We start from the raw sequence: 21377 nt of genomic DNA, 5'->3' as shown, positions 1-21377 counted from the left end.
ACTCTCCACGCCCGAGATTTCCTTCCAGAGGGAAACGCTCAGGCGTTCGTCTCGGAGCCGAGCGCCCGGAACTCGCGTCGGCCGCGAAGCCGTTCGCCGAGCCGTTTCAGCCGCCGGGCCGCCTCGACGGTGCGTTCGCCGCCGAGGGAGACGGCGAGGAGGGGGTACGACGACGTCTGCGTCGGGTCGTACCTGACGCTCCGACGCAGGAGGCGGACGGCGTCGGCGTGGTACCCGTTCGCCAGCGCCGAGTGCGCGAGCGACCTGGACTGCGCCGCGACGAGGGCGTTCTCGTGTCGCTTGCCGTACTTTCGGGCCAGCGGTCGGTGTTTCTCCAAGAAGAGCGGGTACGACACGTCGCGTTTCCGCTCGTAGTCGTCGCTTATCTTCCCGTGGGAGTCGACGCGGCGGACGACGAGTGGGTCGGCGACGGCCTCGAAGGCGCACACCTCCGAGAGGCGGAGGTACCACTCGCGGTCCTGCCAACTCGGGAATCGCGTGTCGAGGGGGCCGGCCTCCTCGACGGCCGACCGGCGGACCATCACCGAGGAGAACGGGCAGAGGGGGGCGCCGCGGAAGAGGTCGCGGGTGACCCACCCGCGCGTCTCGGGGACGCGGTAGTTCGTCGTCTCGCCCTCGGTCGTGACGTACTCCTGCCCGGCGTAGACGAATCCGACCTCCTCGCCCGCGGATTCGAACGCGTCGATCCGCCGTCCGACCGCCTCGGGTCGCCAGTAGTCGTCGTCGTCGAGGAAGGCGACGTACTCGCCGCGGGCGGCCTCGATGCCCGTGTTTCGGGCCGCGCACGCGCCGCGGTTCACGTCATGTCGGAGAACGCGGACGTCGCGGAGGGCATCCGTCTCAGCGGCGTCGACGACGGGCCGAATAGAGTCCGGCGAGCAGTCGTCGACGACCACGAGTTCGATCGGACCGTACGTCTGGTCGGCGACGCTCTCCACGGCGACGTCGAGGTACTCGGGGCGGCCGTAGGCGGGGACGACCACGGAGACCAGCGGCTGGTCCGAGCGGTGACTCATCGGGCCGGAGTTCGACCGGGACGGCCTTTGTTCTCCGCTTACTAATCGTCCGAAATCGGACGGCGATCGCCGGAGAACGGACGCGCGGGCGGTAGACAATGGCCAGCATTACCAGCGCCATAACGATAGGTCCGGACGACTCCGTCCTAGAACGAGAATGGAATTTCGTGTGTACGCGGAGGGTCGGTGGTGAGCCGGCTCCGCGAGCTTCTCAGTCGTCTCATTCCCTCCGGCGGGACCACCGAACGCGTGGTCAAGGGCGCCATCTGGGCGATGGGACAGAACGCCTTCGGTCGGGTCCTGCAGTTGGCGATGCTCGTCGTCCTGGCGCGCCTCATCGGTCCGAAACAGATCGGGTTGGTCGGCGTCGCGCTCCTCGCGCTGAGCGGCGTCCAGAAGTTCACCGACGTGGGACTGAACGCCGCGCTCGTCCAAGACGAGAACGAGAACGTCGACGAGCACCTGAACACGGTGTGGATACTCGAGATGGCCCGCGGTCTGCTCATCTTCTCGGTGCTGTACGCGGCCGCGCCCTTCATCGCCAACATCCTCAGCGACGATCTGATAAGCGAGACGACGACGCTCATCCGCGTTATCGGCGTCTCGCCGCTGTTGCTCGGGTTCCGAAACCCCGGGATGGTGTACTTCCAGAAGAACCTCGATTTCCACAAGCAGTTCGTCTACCGCGTCGGCGGCGACGTCGCGACGGTGGTCGTCGCCATCGGGTGGGCGCTCGTCGAACCGACGGCGATGTCGCTCGCCGCCGGCTACGTGGCGGCCGACGTGGTCCGACTCGGCGGGTCCTACCTCCTACACGAGTACCGGCCGAACCTCAGCTTCAGCCGCGAGTCCGCGGGCAAACTCATCAACTACGGCAAGTGGATAACCGGCTCCTCCATCCTCTATTTCCTCTACAGCGAGGGCGATGACGCCTTCGTCAGCGCGTTTCTCGGCACCGCGCCGCTGGCGTTCTACCAGTACGCGTACCGCTTCTCGAACGCGCCGGCGACCGAACTGACGAGCGTCATCTCCAGCGTCATGTTCCCCGCGTTCTCGAAGCTCCAGAACGACACCGCGAAACTGCGGGACGCGTTCAAGAAGACGCTCCGCGTGAACGCCTTCATCTCCGCGCCCGTCGCCTTCGGTATCGCCGTCGTCGCCCCCGACTTCGTGTTGGTGTTCCTCGGCGAGCAGTGGACGGAGATGATCCTCCCGATGCAGATTCTCGCCGTCTACGGCTTCCTCCGCGCCCTCGGCCAGACGTTCGGTCCCATCTGGAAGGCGACGGGCCGGCCGGACATCCTGGCGAAACTCGGCGGCCTCCGGGTGCTCCTCATCGCCGTCACCATCTACCCGGTGACGGTGATGTGGGGGTACGGCATCGCCGGCACCGCCGCCGTCGTCACCGCCATCTACATCTTCCCGATGATGCCGCTCGACATCTACCTCGCCTCCTCGATGCTGAACGTCAGCCCGTTCGAGACGGTGCGCGAGATGAGCTATCCGATCGTCGCGAGTTCGGTCATGGCCGGCGTCGTCTGGTACGTCGACGCCGCCCTCCAACTCCCCTCGATAGCCGAACTCGTCATCAACATCGCCGTCGGCGCGGTGGTCTACGTGGCGATGGTCGCCCTCATCGAGCGGTGGTTCCAGTGGGGGATCAGCAGCAACATCCGGGGCATCGTCGCCAGCGCCCGCCGCTGAGATAAAACCTCGGAGGACGGCCGAGCGACGAACGGTGACGCCTCCTCCGCCCGACCGATTCGGCGTTAGCCGCTGACGAATTAATACGGTGGAGTCGCACGTACACCTCGTCAAATGTCACGCGACATCGTTTGGATCACCCTCGAGAGCGTCCGTCAGGACCACACCTCTCTCGGCGGGTACCATCGCGATACGACGCCCTTCCTTCGGTCGCTCGCGGACCGCGGCGACGGCGCGGCGTTCACGAACTGTTTCTCCCACGATATCTGGACGCGGGCGTCGAGCGCGTCGATTCTCACCGGGCTGTCCTCCTCGGCGCACCGGACCTGGTCGCAGGAGGCGCGCCTCTCCGGCGACGTCCCCACCGTTCCGGAAGCGCTCCGGCGGGCGGGGTACCGGACGGTCTGCGTCTCGCCGAATCCGCAGTTGAGCGAGGCGACGGGCCTCGCGCGCGGGTTCGACCGGTTCCAGTACCTCGGTAAGTCGACGCTGCTGGAGGAGGCCGGCGTCCCGACGGTACTGCGGTATCTCACGAAACTGAACTCCCACTCCGCGGGGTACACGACGGACACCGCGAAGCACTCCATCGGCTACCTGAGCGACGCCATCGCGCGACGACGCATCCGCGAGGCGGCCCGCGACGACGAGGATCTGTTTCTCTACGTCCACCTCGGGGACAGCCACCACCCCTACTATCCGCCGAAGCCGTACCAGGACCTGTATGCGGACGGCTTCGAGATGTCCGTCGAGGAGGCGCTGGCGTTCGCCATGGAGATGTCCGACGACCTTCACGGCTACATCGCCCGCGGCGCGCCGTTCGCCGAAGACGAGTGGGACGCCCTGTACGCGATGTACGACGCGAGCATTCGCTACGTCGACGAGATACTCGGGCGTATCGTCGAGTGCGCCTCCGAGGAGTTGGACGACCCCATCGTCGTCGTCACCTCCGACCACGGCGAACTGTTCGGCGAGAAGGGGATGCTCGCGCACATGGTCGTCGCCGACGACGCCGTCTCGCACGTCCCCCTCGTCGTCGCCGGCGTCGACGGTCTGGCGGGGACCCGCGACGAACTCGTCCAGCACGCCGACGCGATGAAGACGGTGCTCGCCGAGGCGGGCGTCGACGCCGACGTACCGGCCGGTATCGACCTGCGGGAAGAGGAGCGCGAGTTCGCCGTCACGCAACGGGGTGGCCGACGCCACGCGCACAAGATGGACATCATCGGAGAGCGAGACGCCTCGTTCGATCCCTCGCGCTACCACGCCGGCGACCTGACCAGCCTTCGGACGGACGACTACCGCTACCAGCGCGGCGACGACGGCGAGGAACTGTTTGCACTTCCCGACGAGGTGATAGACGTCGCCGCCGAACGCCCCGACGCGCGAGCGGAACTGGCGGAGAAGTACGAGGCGTGGATGAACGCCTACGGACTCCCGCGTTCCGAGCGGGAAGAACGCGCCGAGTTCGACGAGTCGATGGCGTCTCACCTCGAAGACCTCGGGTATCTCTAAGTTGACGATGGCCAGGAATCGACGACAGCGGCGGAAACTGTTTTTCCGATACGGACCGTCGATGGGACGATGACGACGAGCGTCTACTTCGATCTAGACGGCACTCTCGTGAGCTACGCGCTCCCCTTCGCGGCGTGGTTCGACCAGTCCGTCCCGGCGGAGACGACGGCGGAGATGACGGCCGCGTTCTCCGACGCACTCGACGCCGCCCTCGACGCGTACGCCGCCGACCCGTACGAGCGCGCCTTCGAGGCCGTCTGCGAGGAGTACGACCTGCTCGGTCGGCCGGAGATGCTGGCGGCGGCGTTCGTGCGTACCGAGGTGACCTCCGCGCGCGTCGCGCCCGAGGTCAGGAACCTCCTCGATATCCTCTCCCGTAGACACGATATCGGGGTACTCACGAACGGAAACGAGACGGTACAGCGGCGCAAACTGCAGGTGCTCGGACTCGACAAGTGGGTGGACGAACTCGTCGTCTCGAGCGAGGTTGGAGCGCGGAAACCCGAGGCGGAGATGTTCGAGACGGCGAAAGAGCGGTTGCCCGCCGACACGTTCGTCCTGATCGGCGACGACTACGAGGCGGACATCGTCCCCGGCCGCGAGCACGGGTTCGAGACGGTGTACGTCGGTCCCGATGACCGACCGGACGCGACGGTCGCCGCCGAGGATACCGAGACGCTAGCGACGCTCCTGCTCGCCCTGTTGGACTGACTTCGGCGGGAGCGAAGCGGAGAAAGGAGCCCTGTGATCGAGAGGAAAAAGAGGATCGGGTCGCTCAGTCGTCGTACTCCGGGATGTCGGTCTCGAAGCCCAACTCCAGCGGCGCGTTGGCGCGTCGGTCGAGGAACGTTCCGGCCACGAACGCGAGGGCACCGAGGAGGAACCCCCCGAGCGACCGAAGCAGAGAGGCGTCGTCCCGTCGGCGCACTGCGCGCGAGACCCCTCGAAGTGTCGCTGCGGCGCCGAGGAGCATCCCCACCATCCCGACCACGTAAGCGACCACCGCTGGCTGGTACGAGCGCTCCCGCGAGCGGTGATAGAGACGACGGAGGAAGTTCTGAAGCAGCAGTCCCGACAGACTCGGGACGAACCGCCGGTAGACGATTCCGCTCTGTTCCTCGCCGTACACCGCCCGGTGCGGGACGTTCACGACGCGCGCGTCGTTGAGGTTCAGCGTCGTGAGCATGTCGTTGAGGAAGCCGTACTGGTCGTACACCTCCTCTAAGGGGATGCGTTCGAGCATCTCCACCGTCACGGCGGTGTAGCCGTTCTGCGAGTCGATCGTCTTCCAGTACCCGCTGGAGAGGTTAGTGAGGCGCGTGAGCAGTTTGTTGCCGAACAGCCGCCATCTGCTCATCTCGCCGACGTTCTCCCGGCGACTGATCCGGTCGCCCTTGGCGTAGTCCGCCCGTCCCTCGGCCAAGGGGTCGAGAAAGTCCGGGAGCACCGTGGGGTCCATCTGCGCGTCGCCGTTCATCACGGCGACGATGTCGGCGTCGTCCTCCATCGCGCGGTAGTAGCCGGTCTTGATACCCGCGCCGACGCCGCTGTTGCGTCCGTGTCGAACGGGGACGACGCGCGCCCCCTCCCGGTAGCCGCCATCGGCGGCGATTGGGTCGCACGGTGACTCGTTCAATCGACTCGCCGTGGCTTGGATCTCTCCCCAGGTGCCGTCGGTCGATCCATCGTCGACGGCGTATATTCGGTCGACATAGGAGGGAACGTTCTCGATGGTTCGCCCCACGAACCCCTCCTCGTTGTAGGCTGGTACGACGACTGCGATTCGTTTTCCTTTGTACATAGTTCTCGGTGGCCGTCCCCGTGGTGGCGCTCCGACCGAACACCGAACGCCGTACGGTTGGAGGGTCGACGCCGCCGATGCGGCCTTCGTTTACAAATCAGGCGGAGAGAGACTTTGTTATGCCCTAGTTTTCCTCGATACGGCTTCGTTACGTCGTTCGGAATGCGGCCGAACCGGCGGGAGTCACCCTCGCCTCGGGCGGTCATCGGACGACTACAGACTTTTCGGTCCGTTCCTCCCGCCGCCGATTGGTTATACTTGGAGATATTCTACATATTAGACTTATGCGTGAGCGGAATCAGGATTTGTTTGTCGGGGATCATTCGGCAACAATCACCCGTACCTCGGTCCCTGAACCGAGTTATTCAGTTCGTAACCGCGCGTAGAGTCGCAGTGAGCAGTCAGTGCAAACTCGGCCGGAGTTCGTCGGTCGGATCGAGCGGTCGTCCCGAGTCGATTCGGCACCCGACGGCTCAGGACAGTCGTCGCAGTACGAAGACGACGATGCCGAGTACGAGCAGTCCGATTCCCCAGTAGAACGACGGGTACGGGAGATAGGCCAGCAGAAGCGTCACGATACCGGACGTGATGAGCGACCAACCGACGGTGGTTTGATACGACACAGGGCATGCAACGCGGAGTTCGGTGGTAAAAATGACGGCCAGCTAAGCGGAAGGCGGGGGAGTCGAATCGACAGACTGCGGCGAGACGCTCGGAGCGGCCCCGAGAGTTATGCCCGCTCCGTCCGAGATGTTCGGTAGGGAGACTCATCATGCAGAGCGTCAACCCATACACCGAATCGGTTCGAGAGGAGTACGACGAACACGACGAGGCGGACGTCGAGGAGGCGCTGTCTCGCGCGGAGAACGCCTTCGAGGGGTGGCAGGAACGGTCGCTCACCGACCGCCGCCGACTGCTCGCGGACGCGGGCGAGGTGCTCCGCGAGAACGAGGAGAAGTACGCCGAGTTGATGACCGAGGAGATGGGCAAGCCCATCTCGCAGGCGCGGTCGGAAGTCGAAAAGTGCGCGTGGGTGTGCGACTACTACGCCGAACACGCGGGCGAGCACCTCCAGGAGAAGACGGTGAAGGGACCGGAGGACGCGGAGACCTACGTTCGCTACGACCCCCTGGGCCCGATTCTCGCGGTCATGCCGTGGAACTTCCCCCTGTGGCAGGTGTTCCGCTTTCTGGCCCCGCATCTGACCTCTGGGAACGTGGGCCTGTTGAAGCACGCCTCGAACGTGCCGGGGTGCGCGCTGGCCATCGAGGAAGTGCTGCGCGACGCCGGCTACCCCGAGGACGTCTTCCAGTCGCTGCTCGTCGGCTCCGACCAGATAGAGGATATCATCGCCGACGACAGAGTGCGCGCGGTCACGCTGACGGGGAGTGGACCCGCCGGGCGCGCCGTCGCCGAACAGGCCGGCAGGAACCTGAAGAAGAGCGTCCTCGAACTCGGCGGGAGCGACCCCTACATCGTCCTCGACGACGCGCCGTTGGACGCGGCGGCCGAGACGGCGGCGCAGGCGCGGACCATCAACTCCGGGCAGTCCTGCATCGCCGCCAAGCGGTTCATCGTCCACGAAGACGTGTACGACGAGTTCGTCGAGAAGTTCGTCGAGGAGATGGAAGCGCTCGACGTGGGCGACCCGATGGACGAGGAGACGAACGTCGGTCCACAGGCCCGAGAGGACCTAATGTCTGACCTCCAAGAACAGGTCGATGAGACGGTCGAGATGGGCGCGACGGTGGAGACGGGCGGCGAACCGATGGACCGGGAGGGGTACTTCTACCCCCCGACGGTGCTGACCGACGTGCCGCGCGACTCCCCCGGCGAGTGCGAGGAACTGTTCGGCCCCGTCGCCTCCGTCTTCCGCGTCGAGAGCGAGGAGGAAGCGATAACGCTGGCGAACGACTCGCAGTACGGACTCGGCGGGAGCGTCTGGACCGAGGACCTCGAACGCGGGAAGGACGTGGCCGCGAACGTCGAATCCGGTGCGGTGTTCGTCAACGAACTCACCAAGTCCGACCCCCGTCTGCCGTTCGGCGGCGTGAAGCAGTCGGGCTACGGCCGCGAACTCGGCGTCGAAGGCATCCACGAGTTCGTGAACAGAAAGACGGTGTTCGTCCAGCACGGCGTCGGCGACGAGTAGAGGAAGGAGTTTCGCGCGCCCGCGCTCGGCGTCAGATGGCCGTGGGGACGATAGAGCGGACCGAGAGCGTCTCCTCGCACTCGGGACAGCGTTCGACGCGCGCGGCGCCGTACACGTCACAGTGATACGAGGCGTCGCCACCCCTCCCGAGGAGCAACCCGCACGACGGACACGGTTCGGGTCCGGAGTCGGTGCGGCCGAAGAGGCGGGCGAGCGGATTGGACGCGAGTCGTGGCATCGTGTTAGCGTGTGCCACGAGATATAATAACTCTTTAGGTCGTCCTCGACCGCGGAACGTGGTTCACGAATCCGCAGGCCGGACAGCGGAGGCGGCCGCCCGGGCCGTCCGGCGACGGGAGGACCACGTCCGAGAGGAGACGACTGCCGAGGATGACCCCGCACTCCGCGCACTTGAGACGGGTAAGCGCCGCCGACCGTTCGTCACTCGACATCCGACCACCCCACTGGGGTCGCCGCACCGTCCTGTTCGGCGAGTCCCCGTACGGTACCCCGCGTCGTCTCTCCTCCTCCGGAGAGCATGTGAGACCGACGGTGACCGGCCGAACACGGCGCTCCGAAGGTAGCCTCTCGCCCGAATCTCGCCCTTCCGCTCCCGGACGTTTCGTGTCGCATAGCTGGTACTCTTCGATAGACAGTATTAGACTACTGCTTGACAGTGTAAGCCGTATATATTGCAAAAATCGATCACGGTTGCGAGAAGGCCGGTAAAGAGTAGGGAGCAAAACTGGCGCCGAGTGGACTCAGTCCCGACTCCGAACGACGCCCGTCTGTGAAGGGTCGAAGGGAGGTCATTACAGACATACAGTTGTTAGTGAAAGTCACATAGAAATCACACAAGGAAGACAGGACGGAACGGTACTCTTTGAACCGGCCGGGGAGAAACAGCCGTCGGTCGTCACGGATACGACTGGTCGGGGACCATGAAGAGAAAACGAACCGACCGAAAGCGAAAACCGAGGTATCGAGGACTCGGTGGATTTACTCTCCGTCCGGCCGTTCGCAGGGCGGGACGAGCGACGACCGAGCGGGTTCAATTCCCGGTTTAGTTGCGCTAAGGGGTTCGTTTAAGTGCTCGTCCGGGCTGTCAGGACGGCCCGCGGTGACCGTGCACCCGTCGGTTGACATCCTCCCGCGCCTAAAGACGTCCCCGGAACCCAGTGCTTTCTGGTGGGCGGACGAGACACGACGTGTCTTGCCAACGCGGGAAGTTTGATTTAACAGGTGAATTGCTGGCCGTGTCACACGACCGTTACTCGTAACCCCCGTAGGGGGATTCCGAGTTATCTTTCTGCGAATATTCGCCCCACAGTTCACGTCCACGTTCATCGTCACACCGCACGACTCACGGACGTACAGGCCACGCTCCGCCCGATTCATTTCTCGCTCTCTCCCACACGACCCGAGACCCGCCCGCGCAGTCCGGGTAGTTCTATCGAACGGAGAGAATGTCAGAAAAGAGCATCTTAGTCCGGGCGCTAACCGGCACTTCGCAGTGACCCTATAACCATACGGCGTGCGGGCGTAGGAGAGGACGCGATGACTCAAAGCGACACGAGCCAACCGCGCTGCACGCAGTGCGGTGCACCGATTTCCCGGCAAGTGACCGGAACGATGGCTCTCTCCGTGACGACGCTGTGTCCGGACTGTGATCGAAGCGGGTGACGACATCCGCTCGATACGGATTTTTCCTTTCGGTTACCGGACTGGTTCCGCGTCGAGCGGTCGAACCCGAGGGCCGACACGTTTGCTCTCGGTCGGTATCGGACGACGGTCACGAGACAGCTAGCTCCCCGCGAAAGCATCCAGCGGTTTACGTTACCGATTTCCAGAGGAATACCGATTGAGTCTGGGTTCGAAACCGCTAGGCCGCTGTTAAGCACGGAGTCGAGATAGTAACTATGTGTGACTATCGTGTACATGATTCATGGACCAGAACGTTGCGTTCGGTCACCATGTGAGGTGCCGACAGTGAGTACGTCGGATGAACGAAGCTACGTCGAGCCTCTCGACGCGTTCGCCGAATGGTTCGAGAGCGAAGTTCCCGGTATCGTGACCGGCCTCCAACAGTCGGGGCGGATCAACGACCGGGTGGCCGACAGCGCGTGGACCCTCATCGCGGAAGGGCACTCGCGTGTGGCACTCGAACTCGTTATGGATACAGTAGACGCCGCCTAATCCGACGGCGAGACTCCATAGTCAACAAATAGATTTTCCGTGCTTCTTCGTAGGGGACGTATGCAGACCGTAGTCTNAGTCTTAGCCGCCGGCGTTGGTACCCGAATGTGGCCGCTGACCGACGCGCGGCCCAAACCGATGCTCCCTGTAGCCGGAAAGCCCCTCGTCGCGCACACCGTCGACGCCGCCGTCGAGGCCGGCGCGACGGAACTCGTTCTCGTCGTCGGATACGAGGCCGACGACGTGCGTTCGTTCTTCGGCGAGGAGTACGCGGGCGTATCGGTCGAATACGCGGTGCAGGAGGAACAACTCGGCACCGCCGACGCCGTCCGGTCGGCGCTGGAAGTGCTCGAAAGCGGGTCGTTCGCCGTTCTGAACGGCGACGCGCTCTACGACGTGCCGTCGCTTTCGGACCTCTACGACGGCGGTCCCGCGGTGGGGTCCTTCGAGGTGGACGACCCCACTTCCTACGGCGTGTTAGAGACCGACGACGAGGGCAACGTCACCGGCGTCGTCGAGAAGCCGAGCGACCCGCCGTCGAACCTGATCAACGCCGGAGCGTACGTCTTCCCCGAGGAGGCACACGAGTGGCTGTTCGACGTGGAGGCGTCCGAACGCGGCGAACTCGAACTGACCGACGTGCTCTCGCGGGCGTGTGAGTCCTACGAGGTGCAACCCGTCGCGTTCGACCGATGGCTGGACGTCGGTCGCCCGTGGGAACTCTTGGAGGCCAACGAGTGGAAACTCGAGGAGATAGAGACTCGCATCGACGGCGAGGTGAGCGAGGACGCCGAACTGAACGGGCCGGTCGTCGTCGAGGAGGGCGCCGTAGTGCGCTCAGGCGTCGTCATCGACGGTCCGGCGCTCGTCCAGTCCGGCGCGTCCGTGGGGCCGAACGCCTACGTCCGCGGCGCGACGGTCGTCGGACCGAACGCGAAAGTGGGCCACGCCGTCGAGGTGAAAAACAGCATCCTCATGGAGGGCGCGACGGTCGGCCACCTCTCGTACGCGGGCGACAGCGTCCTCGGCCGCGACGTGAACTTCGGCGCGGGAACGAAAGTCGCCAACCTCCGCCACGACGGCGAGACGGTGACGCTGACCGTGAAGGAGCGTCGCGTGGACACGGGCCGCCGAAAGCTCGGCGTCATCGTCGGAGACGGCGTGAAAACGGGGATCAACAGCAGTCTCAACGCCGGCGTCGTACTGTCGCCCGAGGCGACTGTGATGCCGGGCGAGTCGGTCACCCGGGACCGCTGAGGTTCGAAGCGCCTGACGCGGACGCTCGCTGTGACTCTCTGACGAACGACGGTGCGCGAACGTGGGGGGCCACGCCGCGCGTCTCCCGGTGAAGGGAAAAGGGAACGATTCGGCCGACGCTAGCGGTCGCGCTTCCGACCGTAGACGCGCATGAACGTCTCGAACAGTTCGGGGTCGAGCTTGAACTGTACGTCGACGAGATCCTCCTCGGCGTCGTAGTTCACGTGTTGAACGTCCACGACGTCGAGGACCGTCTCCATCGCGTCGAGTTTGGAGTCGCTGGGACCCTGCTGGATACCGATACCGTTCTCGTCGACGGAGAGGGAGAGCCCGTCGATGCGAGTCTGGTAGGAACCCTTCGAGGCGCTGAGGAGCGGATTGCAGCGCTCGACGAGGCCGAGTTCGTTCAGGCGGTCCAGGCGACGGTAGATGGTGGACTCGGAGACGCCGCAGGAGTCTGCCAACTCCTCCGCCGTGACCGGCCCTTCTTTGCCCGCGACGAGAATCTCGCGTGCAACTTCGTCGCCGAGTGCGTCGAGAAGGTCATCACTTTCGACCTCCTCGAGGAGGAGGGACGACGATGCGACCCAATGTGTGCTCGCTGCCATAGGAATATCTATCGGGACTACCCACCTTATGTAATCACTGCATACCGGATCTCTCCTTACAGTAGTCCGAACGTACCGGTCGGCGTAAGCTCCCCTTACGCGGAGTTGAGAACCAGCTTCAAAAACTGCGAGCGACCGTCGTAGACGCGTTCTCGGAGTTAAAGGTCACATTATACAGTATTTTTGGGTGGTCAGTCCGGTTTGTCACTGAAAATTCCGTACGTTCCGCCGGTGCGCGTCGCAACCGGAAGGTCAGGCCGACGCGGTGGCGTGCGTCTCGACGTTCAGTGAACCGTGACCGACTTCGCCAGGTTGCGCGGCTTGTCGATGGGTCGGTCGAGCAGGTCGGCGGCGTGGTAGGCGACCAACTGGAGTTGGACGCTGGCGGGGATGCCGGCGACGTCGGGGTGCGTCTCCGGGATGGAGAGCACGTAGTCGGCGAACTCCGCTATCTCGCTGTCCGTCTTGCTCGTGACCGCGATGACGGGCGCGCCGCGAGCCTGCACCTCCTTCATGCTGCTGAGCGTTGCCTCGTCCTCGAAGCCGGTGAAGAGCGCGAACACCGGCGTGTTCGGCGTGACCAACGCCAGCGGTCCGTGCTTGAGTTCCGAGGCGGCGAAGCCCTCCGCGTGCTCGTAGGTGATCTCTTTGAACTTGAGCGCACCCTCCAGCGCGGCCGAGTGGGCGATGCCCCGACCGATGAAGAAGTACGAGTCGCTGTCCTCGAGTTCCTGTGCCAGCGCCGGCGCGACGGAGGTGTCGAGAATCTCCTGGACGTGACCCGGGAGTCGCGAGAGCGCCTCGACCAAGTCGCGGCCGTCGGAGGTCCGGGTGCCGGTGATGTCCTCGACCAGACGCTCTCCGAGGAGCGACAGCGCCGTGACCTGCGAACAGAACGTCTTGGTCGCGGCGACGCCGATTTCGGGGCCGGCGCGGATGAGGAGCGTGTCGTCGCACTCGCGCGTGACGGAGGAGCCGACGGTGTTGGTGACCGCGACGGTGTCCGCGCCGGCGCTCTGCGCGCGACGGATGGCGTCGAGCGTGTCGGCCGTCTCACCGCTCTGCGTGACTGCGATGACGAGCGTCCCCTCGGTGACGGGCGGTCGGACCAGCCCGTACTCGCCGGCTTGGAACGCGTACGCCGGGACGCCCCGCGAGGAGAGCATCGACGAGGCGTACATCGCGGCGTGGTAAGATGTACCCATGCCGACGAACTGCACCTGGTCGACGTCCGCGAACGACTCCGGGGGGAACTCGTCGAGTTCAACGGTACCCGTCAGCGCGTTCAGCCGACCGTGGATGGTGTTGCGGAGCGAACCGGGCTGCTCGTGAATCTCTTTGAGCATGAAGTGCTCGTAGCCGCCTTTGCTCGCCGTCTCGGCACTCCACTCGACGCGCTGGACCTCGCGGGAGACGGACCGACCCGCCCCGTCCGTGATCTCGTAGCCGTCGGGTTCGATGGCGACGAAGTCACCGTCGTGGAGATAGACGACCTGGTCGGTGTGCTGGACGAACGCCGGGACGTCGCTGGCGAGGAAGTACTGACCCGGTCCGATACCGAGACAGAGCGGCGACCCCGAGCGCGTCGCGTAGATGGCCTCGTCGTTGTCGACGATGGCTGCGATGGCGTACGTGCCCGAGAGGCGGGCGATAGCCGAGCGGAACGCCTCCTCGGCGGTCGCACCGTTGTTGAGTTCCTCTTCGATGAGGTGGGGAACGACTTCGGTGTCCGTATCACTCACGAAGGAGTGCCCGCGCGATTCCAGTTCCTTGCGGAGCGACTGGTAGTTCCCGATGATGCCGTTGTGAACGACGGCGACGCGACCCGACTCGTCGGTGTGCGGGTGCGCGTTGTCGTCGGTCACGCCGCCGTGGGTGGCCCACCGGGTGTGGCCGATACCGAGGTTGCCCGAGATGGGGTCGGACTCGATAGACGCGACCAGTTCAGACACCTCGCCGACTTTCTTGTCTAGTTGGATCTTGCTCCCGTTTTTGACTGCGACACCGGCGGAGTCGTACCCCCGGTATTCGAGTTTCTGCAGACCGTTCAACAGCGGTTCAACCGAATCGTCTTGCCCGATGCACGCGGTAATTCCACACATTGTTAAGCTGCCACCTCAGACTTCTCGCGGACGGTTCCGTCCACGACTACGCCGGCACCGACGGTGGCTTCGGCGCCGACGCTGCTACCTGCCGTTAACGTCGCGTTCGCACCGACCGTGGCGCGGTCGGCGATGATGCTTCCGATTCTGCGGTTCGTGTAAAGGCGGCCGTCGACGACGACGTCCGCTCGTCCGCCCGGGGAGGCGACGCAGTCGCCGATGCGGGCGCCCGGTCCCACGACGGAGTCGCGCAGGAGAACGTTCGCTCCCACGTGCGCGTCCGTCGAGAGGATGGAACGCTCGACGACGGCGTTGGCCCCGATGTGGACGTTATCTTGTAAACACGTGCCCGGACGGATAACCGCACCGGGACCGACGTCGCAATCTTTGCCGATGACGACCGGCCCTTCGACGACGGCCGATTCGTGGACGCGCGCCGAGTCGGCGACGTACACGTCGGATCCGTACTGGCGTCCGAGCAGCGTCTCGGAAACCGAGAGCAACTGCCAGGGCGTCGAGGGGTCGAGCCAGCCGCCGTTGACGAGGATGGACGTGACCGGACCGTCCAGATGCTCGATGGCATCCGTCAGCCGAATCTCCCCCTGCCACGGGTCGGTTCGGTTGAGGGCGTCGAACACCGAGCTGTCGAACGCGTACACGCCCGCGTTGACGAGATATCCCTCGCGTTCGACGGGATGTTCGTCGATGTCTGCGATGAGGCCGCGGTCGGTGATGACCACGCCGTACTCCTCGGGCGTGTCCGAGTGTGCGACCGCCACGGTGGCGGCGCAGTCCGTCGATTCGTACCGCTCCCGCGTCGACGACACGATGTCTGTGTCGATGATGCTGTCCCCGTTGACGACGATGAAGTCGCCATCGATGGTGTCGGCCGCCTGCATGAGCGCGTGACCGCTCCCGAGGCGCGACGGCTGTTGGACGAACTCGATGTCGGCGTCGTTGTACGTCGCGGCGAGGTGCGTCTGAATGCGGTCCCCGCGATAGCCGACGACGACGACGATGCGTTCGATGCCACTCTCCACGAGCGCGTCGAGAACGTAGTCCACGACTGGCCGGTTCGCGACGGGCATCATCGGCTTCGGGAGGTACTTCGTGAGCGGACGGAGTCGCTTGCCCTCGCCCGCTGCGAGGACGACCGCCTCTCGGATCTCGCTCATCCGTGTACCTCCTGGCACGGGCGAACCCGCGTCGTGCCGCTCGGCGGGGCGGAGCGTAGTGGCATACTCACAGTAATGCTCCGAACGGGCATTGTTATAGGCAGCGTTTTTTACCCGCAATGAACCGTTGTCGCCGCCCCTGTCCGAGAATACACTCCCTGATGCAGGTGTTTAAGAGCCTGAAACGCCGGTATAGCGAACAATTAGTCACTAATCTTATCTAACGAGCCCTGTCTGTCGTCAGACACAATAACAGAAGAGAGAACGACAAGATCGAAAGAAGGAACGAGCGGATGGGACGACGCAGGTCAGTGAGGAGTGCTATCCAGTCCCGATGACCGAGGGGACGGAACCATGACCCCTAGGGGTGAGGCTCCCGAAAGGGGGATCCTTCGAGGGGTGTTCGCCGCACATCCGACTGAGAGCGCGGACGACTCAAACGTGGCAGCGAGCGCTTCGGCTGGAGAGTGTGGGAAAAATCGAAGGAAAGGTATCGAACCGAACCGGACTGCTCAGTCGTCGAGTTCGTGCTGGCGGTAAGTCTCCATCGCGGTGAGGACTACGAGCGCCGTAGTGCTCAAGACTGCCCACGCCGCGTCGGGGACGAGCGCGAAACCGGGGACGCCGAGGAGACCGGCCGCGACGCCGATACCGACGGCGCCCGCGACGGCGGCGTTTCGCTTCGACGTCGAAGCCGTTGCGTCGTCTGTCTCGGGCGTCGAGTCACCGAGGTACGGTTCGAGTTGCTCGGCCGTCGGCTTCAGCGTGATGTCACCGCGGTTCTTCTCGAAGTCGATGACGCCCGAGGTGGCCATCTTCGGAAGGTGACACTGGTAGAGTCCAATGTACACGCGCTTGCGCTGACTCGACGACAGCTGTGCGATGTCGATGTCGTTCTCCTTCGCGGCGATGAACTCGGCCATGTCGCCGAGTTGCGCTTCGCCGTCGTTCTGTTTGAGGTACTGAATCGCGTCACGGCGACGCTGGTTCTTCAGAAGCTCGAAGATGGTGTCCTTCGAGAGGAGTTCTTGAACCTCTTCCTCCTGTTGTTCCTGCTGCTCGGTTTCTGCGTCCGCCTCGGGGGTCGAGGCGTCTTTCGCGTCGGATTGGGTGAGTGTTTCGAGTGCCATCTGCCTACCTCCCTCTCGCTGAGAGTACCGTTGCGGCGGTCTTCGGCGCCATCCACCAGGTTAATTTGATATTTCCCGATTGGTCCGCGGTGGGTGGCATCCTAACGTCGCTGGTTCGACCCGCACGAGAGGTCAACTACACCTTCTACAGCGTCCTTCATATACCTGCCTTTCAGTTGCAGTATCTGCTTCCATTCGCGCTGGAAGAGTATTTTTTAAACGTGAATCTCGGAGGGTTAATCAACTGCTGCGAAGGAACCAAACTGCTAACGACCCCGGATTAGGGCGATATCCGGGGTGAGAAGTCAAATCACCACGACTCAGCGATCCGGGACTCTCGGTCTGCAGGCGAGTCGCAGCGAATGCAAATGCTGGGGATGATAGCAGATAATGTGAAAATTATCGAGGAGGCGGTCGTCGGACGCTGCCCGACCACCCGGTACTCACTCGATAAGCGTCTCGAAGGAATTGCTGGTGTCGTCGCCGCTTGACTCGGTGACGTACTGGACCCCCACGAGCGCCAGCAACGCGGTCGAAATCAGGGCGGCGATGGCGAACCAGGGTACCGTCGCGACGACGGGGAGTGCGATCACCCGCGCGAGGATGGCCAACCACCCGACGACGCCGAGTGCGGCGTAGTAGGTCGCCCACGATCGGGAGTCGTCCTCGGTCTGCATCCAGAAGAATCCCTCTTTCGCGATCTCGTCCGTGAGCGCGACGATGCGCTCTTCGTCGTCGTACGAGACGATTCCCGCCTCCTCCAGTTTGGGGAGATGTGTCTGATACAGCGAGATGTACACTCGCTGTCGCTCCTCGTCCGTTACATCCTCCACCGATGTGCCGTTTTCAACGGCCGCGATTCGGGCGGCCAACTGCTTCAGGCTCATCTCGTCTCCAGCTTCGTGGAGATAGTAGATGATGTAACGACGACGAGAGTTACTGAGTATACGGAACAGCTCGTCTTTGGATAGATTGATCATCTCATTTCGTGTCAGGCGTATCTCATCCCGCGCGCCCGCGACTGCCGATGCAAATCGTCGGGNATACGGAACAGCTCGTCTTTGGATAGATTGATCATCTCATTTCGTGTCAGGCGTATCTCATCCCGCGCGCCCGCGACTGCCGATGCAAATCGTCGGGTGAATGTATTCGACTCACTATCTTTGTTATCGACTTACTTATGCCGTTACTGCGGCGACTACCGGCCGCGTTCCACCCGGGAGCCGACACCGTGCGCCCGCTGACTGTCGGATACGTTCAGTTGAAACAGTGCGGAATAAATCCCGTCATTAGTCGTAGAGGTGACGAAAGATAGAAAAGAAGGGGGGAAACCGAAGCCTAGGAGCGATGTTAATACACGGACACCGAACGTATACCGGTGGCTAACAATACCACATGGGGACAAATGATGGCTCGAATCCGAGATGTTCGAGTTAACAGGCTTTCAGCGGGACCTCCTGTACGTAATCGCAGGCTCTGACCGTCCGTCCGGTCAGGAGATAAAAGAGCGAATCGGCAAGGACGTCGGAGAAGTCAACCACGGTCGGTTGTATCCGAACCTTGACGCACTCGTCGAGGACGGCCTCGTCGACAAGGGTCAACAGGACAGGCGCACGAACTACTACACGATTTCCGAAACCGGAGAAGAAGCAATCCGGGAACGGCGACGATGGGAGAATCAGTACGTCTCCCTAGACGAATAGCGCCGGTACGAACGAACCGGCGCTGCGACCTCACTCTTACTCCAGCAACCGAACGCAGTCCCGTAGCCGCGTGCTTGAGCGACGGACAGTTCTTCGAACCCGTCCCGTCGAAAACGAGTCGCGTGAGCGACGGCTCACACGGCCTACCGCGCTCGATGTCACTCCGGACCGTCACCCCCGCACCATCCCCGGACCCGGCATAGGACCGACACCGCTCGACTTCGGCACTGCTCCGGTACGTCGATGCCGACCGCCGTGTCAAACGATGCCGAACCCGATTTCTGGCGGGAGGGGGGAGGATGCCGAAGAACGTCGTCTCGGGGGCGCAGTCTCGTGATTCCGAGTGTTCTGTGCGCATACAGGTTCCCTATAACAAAGCCCGTACGGGACCCCCGATAGGGTAGAGAACGATACATGAACACTCACAGGAACGCGGTCGAACGAACCGACGGCGGCGCCGCGTGCGCCCGGCGTCCGGTCCGGGGTCACCGATGACGACCGACGGCGAGGCGTCACAGGTGGCTATCGTCCTGGGCACGCGGCCGGAGATTATCAAGTGCGCGCCCCTCATCAAGGAGTGCGACCGCCGCGACGTGAACTGCCTGCTCGTCCACACGGGACAGCACTACTCGGACGATCTCGACCAGGTGTTCTTCGATCAGTTAGAACTCCCCGCACCGGATTACAACCTCGAGATCGGCTCGCGTTCGCACGGCGAGCAGACGGGTCGGATGCTCGAAGGCATCGAGGACATCCTCGAGAAACACGCCCCGGACGTCGTTCTCGTGCAGGGAGATACGAACTCCGTCCTCGCGGGCGCCCTCGCGGCCGCGAAGTCGAACGTGCCCGTCGGCCACGTCGAGGCGGGCCTGCGGAGTTTCGACCGCGACATGCCCGAAGAGGTCAACCGCGTCGTGACCGATCACATCTCCGATTACCTCTTCCCGCCGACAAAGGAGACGAAGGGCTACCTCGAACGCGAGTCGGTCGACGGTCGGATCGTCGTCACCGGAAACACCATCGTGGACTCGCTGTACGAGTACCGCGAACTCGCCGCCGAGAAGAGCGATATCCTCGCCGAACTCGGCGTCGAAGAAGACGAGTTCTACCTCCTCACCGCCCACCGCGCGGAGAACGTCGACGACCGGGACAACTTCGCAAGACTGCTGGAGGGCGTCTCCCGGTTCGCCCGAGAGACCGACCGCGAGGTCGTCTACCCTATCCACCCGCGCGCGCAGTCCCGCCTCGACGAGTTCGACCTGTCCGTGCCGGAAGAGATCCGAACGGTCGAGCCGCTCGATTTCCTCGACTTCCTGCGCGCGGAGTCGGCCGCCGCGCTGGCGTTCACCGACTCCGGCGGCGTTCAAGAGGAGACGTGCATCCTCGGGACGCCGTGCGTGACGCTACGCTACAGCACGGAGCGCCCGGAGACGGCCTACGTGGGTGCGAACTGCCTGGCCGGACTCGACCCCGACGACGTCGTCGAGGCGGGGTCGACGATGCTCGGAAAGCCCGCCGGCTGGGACGTCCCGTTCGGGGACGGTCGGGCGGCGGAACGGATACTCGACACGCTCGCCGCCGGGACGGAACCCGACGCGACGGAGGTCCCCACATGAAGATCTGTGTACACGGAATAGGTTACATCGGACTGGCGACGGCGGCACTGTTCGCGAACAACGGCCACGACGTGGTCGGCTACGACCCCGACGAAAGTCTCGTCGAGGACCTGCGCGCGGGCGAACCGCTGACCACCGAGGACGACCTCCGCGAGTACGTGCTCGATGCGCTCGACGCCGGCTTCGAACCCTCGAACGAGGTAGTCGAGGCCGACTGTCACATCATCTGCGTCCCGACGCCCTACGAGGAGGAGTCCAAGCGCGCCGACCTCGCATACGTCGAGATGGCCGGCCGGACCGTCGCAGAGCACCTCCGCGAAGGGGACATGGTCATCCTCGAATCCACCGTGCCGCCGGGAACGACCGAAGAGGTACTCGCACCCATCCTCGCGGCGTCGGAGCTGACGCCGGGCGAGGATTTCTCGCTCTCGCACTGCCCGGAGACGGTACTCCCGGGGAACATCACTCACGAACTCGTCCACAACGACCGCATCATCGGCGGTATCGACGAGCGGTCGACCGACGAGACCATCGCGCTGTACGAACCGCTCGTCGAGGGTACCATCCACCGCGCGCCCGACGCGACGACAGCGGAGTTCGTGAAGCTCTCGCAGAACGCCTACCGCGACGTGAACATCGCGTTCGCCAACGAACTTGCGCGCGTGGCCGGCGACTACGGTATCCGTTCGCGCGACGCGATCGAACTGGCGAACGTCCACCCGCGGGTCGACATCCTCAACCCCGGACCCGGCGTCGGCGGTCACTGCCTCCCGATCGACCCGTGGTTCCTCGGGCAGTTTTCCGACTCGCTGGATCTCATCGCCAGCGCACGCCGGGTCAACGACGGGATGGTCGACTTCGTCGTCGAACTGCTCGAAGACGGCCTCGGGGCGCTCGACGGTGCGAGCGTCGCCGTTCTCGGAATCGCCTACAAAGGCAACGTCGACGACGCGCGTCACAGCCCCGGTCTGCGATTGGTCGAACGACTCGCCGCCTCGAACGCCGAAGAAACCAGTACGGCCGCCGCGGACGGCGGTCGTGCGACCGGCGAAGCGATGGACATCCGCGTCCACGACCCGCACGTCGAGAGCGAGGCGATAGACCTGTTCGACCTCGAAACGGCGCTGGCGGGCGCAGACGCCGCCGTCGTGTCGGCAGGACACGATGCCTTCCGCGACATCGATCCCGTCGAGGCGGCCGAGTTGATGGACGGCAACGTCGTCCTCGACGGCTTTTCGCTCCTCGACGGCGACGCCTGGCGTGACGCCGGCTTCGAGTACATCGAAATCTGAGCACAAACGCTCGCACCTCCGGCCGGAAGTTGTGAATAATGCCTCCTTAAAGATAGTATAGAGGGGAGTAGATATTCCGCTCATCTCTCTAT

19 protein-coding genes and 1 pseudogene are annotated in these 21377 nt (G+C 64.0%); 9 read left to right on the top strand and 11 right to left on the bottom strand.

Going from position 1 to position 21377, the window contains the following annotated elements; translation table 11 throughout:
• Nucleotides 1-38 precede the first annotated feature (38 nt).
• Nucleotides 39-1037, bottom strand: a complete 999-nt coding sequence (locus C474_RS07825) for a glycosyltransferase family 2 protein (RefSeq protein WP_008385616.1) — start codon at nucleotides 1035-1037, stop codon at nucleotides 39-41.
• 189 nt (nucleotides 1038-1226) lie between these two features.
• Between C474_RS07825 and C474_RS07820 the strand changes: the two genes are divergently transcribed.
• The 3 genes from C474_RS07820 to C474_RS07810 all read left to right on the top strand — a co-directional run bounded on the left by C474_RS07820 (nucleotide 1227) and on the right by C474_RS07810 (nucleotide 4964).
• A complete protein-coding gene (locus C474_RS07820; RefSeq protein WP_049916835.1) occupies nucleotides 1227-2741 on the top strand; it encodes a lipopolysaccharide biosynthesis protein in 1515 nt (504 codons plus the stop codon).
• A gap of 114 nt (nucleotides 2742-2855) precedes the next feature.
• Nucleotides 2856-4253: a sulfatase gene (locus tag C474_RS07815; RefSeq protein ID WP_008385613.1), complete on the top strand. Its 1398-nt coding sequence runs from the start codon at nucleotides 2856-2858 to the stop codon at nucleotides 4251-4253.
• Nucleotides 4254-4322: 69 nt separating this feature from the next.
• On the top strand, nucleotides 4323-4964 hold the full coding sequence (locus tag C474_RS07810) for an HAD family hydrolase (RefSeq protein WP_008385611.1): 642 nt from the start codon (nucleotides 4323-4325) through the stop codon (nucleotides 4962-4964).
• A 64-nt stretch (nucleotides 4965-5028) separates the two neighbouring features.
• Here C474_RS07810 and C474_RS07805 read toward each other — a convergent pair whose 3' ends face one another.
• Nucleotides 5029-6054 (bottom strand): glycosyltransferase family 2 protein, encoded by a 1026-nt coding sequence (locus C474_RS07805; RefSeq protein WP_008385610.1) that lies wholly within the window; start codon nucleotides 6052-6054, stop codon nucleotides 5029-5031.
• Between the two features lie 473 nt (nucleotides 6055-6527).
• Entirely contained in the window at nucleotides 6528-6677 is a 150-nt protein-coding gene (locus C474_RS22560; protein WP_008385608.1) for a hypothetical protein, read from the bottom strand.
• Between the two features lie 149 nt (nucleotides 6678-6826).
• Between C474_RS22560 and C474_RS07800 the strand changes: the two genes are divergently transcribed.
• On the top strand, nucleotides 6827-8206 hold the full coding sequence (locus tag C474_RS07800) for an NAD-dependent succinate-semialdehyde dehydrogenase (RefSeq protein WP_008385606.1): 1380 nt from the start codon (nucleotides 6827-6829) through the stop codon (nucleotides 8204-8206).
• A 31-nt stretch (nucleotides 8207-8237) separates the two neighbouring features.
• On the opposite strand, the gene C474_RS07795 is transcribed toward C474_RS07800, so the two are convergent.
• The 3 genes and pseudogenes from C474_RS07795 to C474_RS23410 form a co-directional block, all read right to left on the bottom strand.
• Nucleotides 8238-8444: a hypothetical protein gene (locus C474_RS07795; RefSeq protein ID WP_008385605.1), complete on the bottom strand. Its 207-nt coding sequence runs from the start codon at nucleotides 8442-8444 to the stop codon at nucleotides 8238-8240.
• A gap of 34 nt (nucleotides 8445-8478) precedes the next feature.
• Entirely contained in the window at nucleotides 8479-8658 is a 180-nt protein-coding gene (locus tag C474_RS07790; protein WP_049916834.1) for a hypothetical protein, read from the bottom strand.
• Between the two features lie 772 nt (nucleotides 8659-9430).
• Nucleotides 9431-9622: pseudogene (locus C474_RS23410) on the bottom strand (RNA-guided endonuclease TnpB family protein); the annotation flags it as partial.
• A gap of 573 nt (nucleotides 9623-10195) precedes the next feature.
• Here C474_RS23410 and C474_RS07785 point away from each other — a divergent pair.
• Together C474_RS07785 and glmU are read left to right on the top strand one after the other, a co-directional pair.
• Nucleotides 10196-10402, top strand: a complete 207-nt coding sequence (locus C474_RS07785; RefSeq protein WP_008385603.1) for a hypothetical protein — start codon at nucleotides 10196-10198, stop codon at nucleotides 10400-10402.
• A 60-nt stretch (nucleotides 10403-10462) separates the two neighbouring features.
• Complete coding sequence (gene glmU / locus C474_RS07780; protein ID WP_049916833.1) at nucleotides 10463-11659, top strand: bifunctional sugar-1-phosphate nucleotidylyltransferase/acetyltransferase; 1197 nt, start codon at nucleotides 10463-10465, stop codon at nucleotides 11657-11659.
• Between the two features lie 119 nt (nucleotides 11660-11778).
• Here the strand turns inward: glmU and C474_RS07775 are convergent, their stop codons facing one another.
• The 5 genes from C474_RS07775 to C474_RS07755 form a co-directional block, all read right to left on the bottom strand.
• Entirely contained in the window at nucleotides 11779-12267 is a 489-nt protein-coding gene (locus C474_RS07775) for an ArsR/SmtB family transcription factor (RefSeq protein ID WP_008385599.1), read from the bottom strand.
• 284 nt (nucleotides 12268-12551) lie between these two features.
• Nucleotides 12552-14369, bottom strand: a complete 1818-nt coding sequence (gene glmS / locus C474_RS07770; protein WP_049916832.1) for a glutamine--fructose-6-phosphate transaminase (isomerizing) — start codon at nucleotides 14367-14369, stop codon at nucleotides 12552-12554.
• Nucleotides 14370-14371: 2 nt separating this feature from the next.
• Nucleotides 14372-15544 (bottom strand): sugar phosphate nucleotidyltransferase, encoded by a 1173-nt coding sequence (locus C474_RS07765; RefSeq protein ID WP_008385597.1) that lies wholly within the window; start codon nucleotides 15542-15544, stop codon nucleotides 14372-14374.
• A 512-nt stretch (nucleotides 15545-16056) separates the two neighbouring features.
• Entirely contained in the window at nucleotides 16057-16674 is a 618-nt protein-coding gene (locus C474_RS07760) for a DUF7344 domain-containing protein (RefSeq protein WP_008385595.1), read from the bottom strand.
• A gap of 443 nt (nucleotides 16675-17117) precedes the next feature.
• Nucleotides 17118-17654 carry a DUF7344 domain-containing protein gene (locus C474_RS07755; protein WP_008385594.1) on the bottom strand — a complete coding sequence of 179 codons (537 nt, stop codon included), beginning with the start codon at nucleotides 17652-17654 and terminating at the stop codon, nucleotides 17118-17120.
• 444 nt (nucleotides 17655-18098) lie between these two features.
• Between C474_RS07755 and C474_RS07750 the strand changes: the two genes are divergently transcribed.
• The 3 genes from C474_RS07750 to C474_RS07740 all read left to right on the top strand — a co-directional run bounded on the left by C474_RS07750 (nucleotide 18099) and on the right by C474_RS07740 (nucleotide 21285).
• Nucleotides 18099-18377 carry a PadR family transcriptional regulator gene (locus C474_RS07750; RefSeq protein ID WP_008385592.1) on the top strand — a complete coding sequence of 93 codons (279 nt, stop codon included), beginning with the start codon at nucleotides 18099-18101 and terminating at the stop codon, nucleotides 18375-18377.
• A gap of 491 nt (nucleotides 18378-18868) precedes the next feature.
• Nucleotides 18869-19993: a non-hydrolyzing UDP-N-acetylglucosamine 2-epimerase gene (wecB, locus tag C474_RS07745; protein WP_008385591.1), complete on the top strand. Its 1125-nt coding sequence runs from the start codon at nucleotides 18869-18871 to the stop codon at nucleotides 19991-19993.
• The gene (locus C474_RS07740; RefSeq protein ID WP_008385589.1) at nucleotides 19990-21285 is read left to right on the top strand and encodes a nucleotide sugar dehydrogenase; all 1296 of its coding nucleotides are present in this window, start codon (nucleotides 19990-19992) and stop codon (nucleotides 21283-21285) included. Before wecB ends, C474_RS07740 begins: the two co-directional genes overlap by 4 nt.
• Nucleotides 21286-21377 lie beyond the last annotated feature (92 nt).

The organism is Halogeometricum pallidum JCM 14848 (genome assembly GCF_000337095.1).
GTDB lineage: Archaea > Halobacteriota > Halobacteria > Halobacteriales > Haloferacaceae > Halogeometricum > Halogeometricum pallidum.
This window is presented reverse-complemented; position numbering and strand designations above follow the sequence as displayed.